The organism is Bartonella sp. AP1QHHD, assembly GCF_042196265.1.
Classification (GTDB): Bacteria; Pseudomonadota; Alphaproteobacteria; order Rhizobiales; family Rhizobiaceae; genus Bartonella.
This window is the reverse complement of the sequence record NZ_JBHIPW010000088.1, coordinates 1-5,814: the sequence shown is the minus strand read 5'-3', so window position 1 is coordinate 5,814 and position 5,814 is coordinate 1. Positions and strand designations below refer to the sequence as shown.

The following is a 5,814-nucleotide window of genomic DNA, read 5'->3' as shown; positions in this document are numbered from 1 at the left end:
TCCCTCTCTCTCCGCCATACAATTTTCTCCTATGTATAACATATTGATTCTTTGTAATCTTTTTAAAGGTTCGGGAGCGTTAACAAAAGTTCGGGAATAGGATTTTCCAACATACCGTTACAAAGCTCATCTTTTTCCTCCAACATTCTCTAATAATTTTTTGAATTCTTTGAAATCCACTGTTTTAAATGTGCAAAGACATTCTCTATCGCCTCCATGAGGCGTGTAGAGCATTCCGTGATTAATATCCTTACTACTCCAGATTCTTTCAAGTAAACTTAAAAATCTAACTGTAGTTGCGATGTATGTTGTGGATAGAATACTCCGATGATAATATATGGATTTTTCGCTATTCTATGACTTTTAAACGTTGTTCCTAAAAAGAAATAAACGTCTTTTGTATTGGCAATATCGTCATAGTATTTTTGCTGAACTAGCTGAATTGCTTTCTCGTCGGATTCGACCTTTTTCCTGCAGTTCCAGTAAAGCTGACCTATTTCCCAATCTGCTATCATTAGCGTGCTATTAACATTTTTATCATCTGTAAATTCATATGAAAATTTGTAAGGCAATTGTTTTGTTCGTATAAAATTGTCCGTTTTTTCAAAAAGTGAACCCTGCCGGATTAACTCACAAACAACTTCTTCCCTTTTAGGATTCAGTATTGGATTAATCGGTTTAAAAACAAACTTTTTAATTCGTGATGGCTTAAAAATAGCCAGTGAAAATTCATTAGATTTTGCCCCTGCAATTACAGCATGTAAATCGGTGTATATCGTATTCTTAGCCAGTATTAAACGCTTACGTTCTTCCCAATCCCGTTTAGATGAAATGAACTCGCAAAGCTTAATATCTTCAATGTTACATGGCCTATAACTCTCTGGCCTATAATCTTTGGGATTTTTTTCAAGAGAAAGTTCTATCCATTGATATTTTTTGTATTTTGTTTTCAGAAAGCGGAATGGCGCTGGATAAATCCTAATCCAAGAACCATCTTCCTTAACGCCAGCAGTACACACTAATTCTATATACTTCGTAGAAGGTGTTGGATAAGTTTTCACCGTAATCAACACTCGTTCTTTTTTTATTACTGCCATATTTATTCTTTAGATATGTTTTATTTCATAGTTCCAATTCGGCAATTGAGTGAGGGTTAATGCGATTCGCCCTCGATGGCACATACATACATTAGCTTCAAAACAAGTAATTGCAATACGCTTATTATCTAAAAAAAGTTGATATAGCCTGCTGATTGCGTTGCTATTGTTCTTGAGAATTGTATTTTGATAATCTTCAAAAAGACATTCATAATCTTTTTGTGTATTGAGGTTCTGACGCTTTTCAGACACAATGCCCAATTCTGGGATATGCACATATTCAATACCAAACTTAGCCACGTTATTGGACAATTGTATTTGGGAAAACCCATATTTTCGGCTTATAGGATTTTTGCGAACATCGCACAAAAGTTTGACATTATTTCTGATGAGGCGGTTAAGATAGTCATCAAAAGACGCTCCTTCATAACCGATAGTATAAAAACAAAAGCTTTCATCCTTTGATCGAAATTCATCGATTTTTTCTAAGTCTTCTTCATCCATAACCTCATCTGCTATCTGACTATTAATCGCAAAATATGGGTAATTTTTGTATACATACCGGATAAGTTCATTACCTCTTATCGTACTAAATTCTTCAACAAATGAAAAAATTTTATTCTGTATAGAAGGTGCAATATTGGTACTGTAATCATTATTTTCTGACACCAACTGCCAATAATTATGATTGTTAGCAAGGATTCCCATTTCTACAAGTCGACGTTTGTCAGCATAAGATTGAAAAGAAAAACAACCAAATTTGTAGGGCACAAAATCATAACTGTGCATTTTTTCACGTTGTGTGAATAAAAATAAATATTTTTGAAAATCTGTACTTGAAAGACACCCTCCAAATTCTTGAAGTAGAGTCAATAATATTTTTTGCCGTTTAAATAAAATTTTCCCTTTTATTTTTTCCATATGTTCATCCCAAGACCCCACTCTATCAAATCAAAAGTTTGTACTAAGTTAAAATTTTCTGACACAAATCCAGATAAAAACAAAAAAACGTAGTTTCTTCCTAAGATTTGAGATTATACCATGAAAAAAATTCTAAAAAAACAAGATTGCGGTTATAAATTTCATGCGCTGGAGAAGGCATAACTTATTTACTCTATATTTACTATATTTTAATTTTTTGAAATCCACTGTTTTAAATGGAAGAAGACATTCTCTATCACCTCCATGAGACGAGCAAATTTAAGAAACCATTTTCTAAAGAATTTCGCGCGTCTCAGAGTATGTTTAGAGTCGGATATTTGGTTTTTGTGTAAAAATACTTACAAACGCATCCATAATACGTGAAAAATCAAGCGCTAATAAGAGTATAATGAGTACAATCCATTTCGTATAACGCGACATCACTTTTACACTTTTGTAGGTCATGATGATTTCTTGAAGTATTTCTTTTTCTGCTTCTGTAAGCTCTATATCGTCTTGTGTTTTTTTTCTAGCCATGTTTCCACCCACACAAGCGTTCACCTAGATTATTGTGCTTTAAGATCTCTCTTGCTAAGTTTGAACTGATGGCGTTCAGATCTTGCCGGCTTAAATAAATTGGCAACCAGCCAACACAAGAAGAAGCATATTTATTTGTCGCGCAACCAGTCAGAGAGAGCAGCACGCACATCAGCATCACTTTTTTGATTAACTTCACTTTCCACCTCCAGACGTGTTTTGGCTGCTTTTAAAGCTTTTTCTGTTTGCTTTTGTTGCTCTGCTTTTTTCCCAAGAGTAAAAGCTCTTGCTAATGCAATAAAAAAAGCGACTAAAGCCGCGCCTGTTATCATCAGATTTCTTTTCATCCATAAGATCATAGACGATGCTCCTGAAAGCGTTTAGCAACAAAGAAAATACCAGCACATGCGGCTAAAATCATAATGGTGGCCAAAGCCCATTGGATTGGTCCATTTCCTGCTAATAAGCCTCCAAGCCCAGAAAAAGAACCAATAATCGGTGCAAGGGCTTCGGCTTTGAAAAGCCCTGTTGGTGCTTGCGTTTCTACTGTTTGATAATTGGAGGAAACATAAGCCCCTTTTGCCCATAAGCCTGCTTCTGCTGCACGCCGGTGTGCGAGACCTTCAAGACGCTTCCCGCCTGCTTTGGTCCATTTCTGTAGCTCGGCAGGGACAGCTTCATATTCACCTTGATTGAGCTTTTTTAACAGTGTCGAGTTACAAAAGGCTCCTGTTCCTACATTATAGCAAAACGACACTAACGCCGCGAATTGTTCATCTGTTAATGAAACTGTAACAGCGCGTTCAACGACATTTTCAAATTGTCTTAAATCTTGGCAAAGAAGTTCTTCTGCTTGCTTTTCAGTGATTGTCATGCCTTCGTAAATAAAAGGCTTTCCAGCACTGTTTGTATGTCCATAACCTATTGTCCACACCCCAATGGCATCTTTATAGGCGTTCAAACGCAAACCTTCCCATTGTTTAATAAGTGCTAGTCCTTCTGATGATATTTTTCGCATATGCTTCTCCATAAAAAAAGCTCCGCAAAAAGCAGAGCTGGATTAAAAAATTGACATCTTTCTCATTCGGAAAGATAGCTTGGTTAAGCTTCATGTCGCTTTTTCATTGGAACAAAAGAAGATTTTTTCTCAACTTTTAATTTTTCTCTTGACAAATATTCGTTTATAAACGAATATAACATCATGTTTGAAATACGTCACTACCTTACTTCTGATGGCAAAGACTTGATAGCTGATTGGCTGCGAAAGCTCCGTGATATGCAGGCTAAAACTGCAATTATTCGCCGCCTTAATCGTTTAGAGCAGGGAAACTTTGGCGATTTCAAGCCGCTTCGTGAGGGTGTTCATGAATTGCGTATTAATGTTGGTCCTGGCTACCGAGTTTATTATGTCCAATCTGGAAAGACCGTATTGTTGCTATTATGCGGTGGCAGCAAAAAAACACAAGAGACTGATATCACTCGTGCATGTGCTTGCTGGCGTGATTGGCAAAACCGTGAAGATTAAAGGAGTGCAAAAATGAAAGACCGTAACCATGATGATGCAATGGCAGAAATATTCCGTGATGATCCTGAGTTGGCAGCAGCGACCCTTGATGCAATCCTAGCAGATGGTGATCAGGGTGAGCTGCTTGTAACTCTACGCCAAATGGCCAAAGCTTATGGTGGTGTTCAAGCTGTAGCTAAAGCAGCCAACTTGAACCCAACACAACTTTACCGTACACTTTCAGAAAAAGGTAATCCAGAGTTCCGCAGCTTGAATGCTTTACTGCGTACCATGGGGTTTCGTTTGGCTGTACAGCCTCTTGAACGACCAGTTCCACACGTATAACTTTAGTGTATTAACCCCTCCCCACCTTTAAAGATGGGGAGGAGAGTTCTGTTTTTGAACTTAAGCAACCTTTTTAATGGGGCTCTCCAAATCAGGTTCATAAGCTTTCAACAAAGGCTCCATAATTGGAGGAGGTTTTAAAGACCCAAAATTTGTAATCATTGCTAAAATCCTGAGTGCATTTGGCGATTCATCTTGAAGTTTTAAAATCACAGCTTCTTCTATTGCATTCATGGTCTCAATGAGGGCATTAAAAGTCTTATCTTCAACATCATCACGATCAGAAAACTGATACAATGCCATCCACAAATCACATAAGAAGTCTATACTGGTATTCATTGCACACCTCCATGGATTTGTTCTCTCAAACAAGCTAATCCTTTTGGTGTAATTTTTGTTGAAGGGAGCACCTTTTCTGTACCATCCGGTCTTTGAATGGTGATAGCAGGACAGTCCATGAATCCTTTCTTGATCTTATCTTGATAAGGTAACAGAGGCGCCCCTGGAGCCCGACGATATACCCAATCATGTTTACGCAAGTAATCCGTTAAATCCTTTGGTCGCACTTCAAGCATCTTCGCTGCTTCGATAAGACCGAACAAACCATCAGAACGCTTTAGACCCTCAAGTGCCTCTGCTTTTGGTGCTAATTCTGCAATAACATGATCTTTCTGCTCAATTTGACTTTGTAAATGGTTCAAAACACCAAGTAATGCTTCGGGTTTGGAATAATCAACTTGTGGAGCGGCTATCTGCGGTGTTGCTACTTGTTTCAAAAGCCGTTCACATTTGATAAAGTATAAACGAGCTTCTCTACCTTTCTTATTATTCTCAAGCATCGAAAGTTCTTTAGCTACACTTAAGATCAGGTGATAGTCTTTACGATTGTGACCACCCCTACCTTTGCTCCCCAAAATCGGGGAGCAAACAAAATCTTGGTTTTCTAATAAATTATATTTATTGATACGGTCAGTAATCCAAGTAGAGAAATCTTTTCCTATTTCCAAGAATGCATGTAACTCACGTGCATTTACCGTCTGAACGGTATCGCCATCAATTGTAGCTTTGTGTATGTCGATTAAATATTGTGCCATGATTTGGCTCCTATGTGCTTAAAGGTTTTTGATTGACACTCTATGAAGAGCGCCGGGTGCTCAAAAACACGGCACATAGCCCGTCGTTATGCCTTTCCCAAAGGGTATTGTATAGCATAACTACACCCGACAAATCTATTATATGCGAGTAACATATAATGAGTCAAAGCTTTTAATTGGCGGTGAAAAGACTGTTTCGGCAATCTATCCGCTATGTGTTTAAGGTGTTTTTGAGGCACCTGATTCGATTATTCACATTGTCGCCACAATGTCAAGTGGCAATGTAATGTTTTTATAAAAGTAATCTGTTAAATCT

The 5,814-nt window shown here is 37.6% G+C and carries 9 protein-coding genes; 2 read left to right on the top strand and 7 right to left on the bottom strand.

Features of this window, described 5'->3' with window-relative positions; all coding sequences use genetic code 11:
• Window positions 1–278: 278 nt before the first annotated feature.
• The 5 genes from ACFIME_RS07470 to ACFIME_RS07450 form a co-directional block, all read right to left on the bottom strand.
• Window positions 279–1,097, bottom strand: a complete 819-nt coding sequence (locus tag ACFIME_RS07470) for a hypothetical protein (RefSeq protein WP_375657464.1) — start codon at window positions 1,095–1,097, stop codon at window positions 279–281.
• Between the two features lie 9 nt (window positions 1,098–1,106).
• On the bottom strand, window positions 1,107–2,018 hold the full coding sequence (locus tag ACFIME_RS07465; RefSeq protein WP_375684741.1) for a DUF488 family protein: 912 nt from the start codon (window positions 2,016–2,018) through the stop codon (window positions 1,107–1,109).
• Window positions 2,019–2,342: 324 nt separating this feature from the next.
• Complete coding sequence (locus ACFIME_RS07460; RefSeq protein ID WP_015856478.1) at window positions 2,343–2,555, bottom strand: hypothetical protein; 213 nt, start codon at window positions 2,553–2,555, stop codon at window positions 2,343–2,345.
• A gap of 131 nt (window positions 2,556–2,686) precedes the next feature.
• Window positions 2,687–2,914, bottom strand: a complete 228-nt coding sequence (locus tag ACFIME_RS07455; RefSeq protein ID WP_375628344.1) for a hypothetical protein — start codon at window positions 2,912–2,914, stop codon at window positions 2,687–2,689.
• Window positions 2,911–3,573, bottom strand: a complete 663-nt coding sequence (locus tag ACFIME_RS07450) for a lysozyme (RefSeq protein ID WP_375684740.1) — start codon at window positions 3,571–3,573, stop codon at window positions 2,911–2,913. The genes ACFIME_RS07455 and ACFIME_RS07450 overlap by 4 nt, the downstream gene beginning before the upstream one ends.
• Before the next feature lie 183 nt (window positions 3,574–3,756).
• Between ACFIME_RS07450 and ACFIME_RS07445 the strand changes: the two genes are divergently transcribed.
• Both ACFIME_RS07445 and ACFIME_RS07440 read left to right on the top strand, forming a co-directional pair.
• On the top strand, window positions 3,757–4,080 hold the full coding sequence (locus ACFIME_RS07445; protein ID WP_015857128.1) for a type II toxin-antitoxin system RelE/ParE family toxin: 324 nt from the start codon (window positions 3,757–3,759) through the stop codon (window positions 4,078–4,080).
• A 12-nt stretch (window positions 4,081–4,092) separates the two neighbouring features.
• Window positions 4,093–4,404, top strand: a complete 312-nt coding sequence (locus tag ACFIME_RS07440) for a DNA-binding protein (RefSeq protein WP_208439803.1) — start codon at window positions 4,093–4,095, stop codon at window positions 4,402–4,404.
• Between the two features lie 60 nt (window positions 4,405–4,464).
• Here ACFIME_RS07440 and ACFIME_RS07435 read toward each other — a convergent pair whose 3' ends face one another.
• Together ACFIME_RS07435 and ACFIME_RS07430 are read right to left on the bottom strand one after the other, a co-directional pair.
• Window positions 4,465–4,743 (bottom strand): hypothetical protein, encoded by a 279-nt coding sequence (locus ACFIME_RS07435; protein WP_375635103.1) that lies wholly within the window; start codon window positions 4,741–4,743, stop codon window positions 4,465–4,467.
• Entirely contained in the window at window positions 4,740–5,498 is a 759-nt protein-coding gene (locus tag ACFIME_RS07430) for an antA/AntB antirepressor family protein (protein ID WP_375684739.1), read from the bottom strand. The genes ACFIME_RS07435 and ACFIME_RS07430 overlap by 4 nt, the downstream gene beginning before the upstream one ends.
• Window positions 5,499–5,814 lie beyond the last annotated feature (316 nt).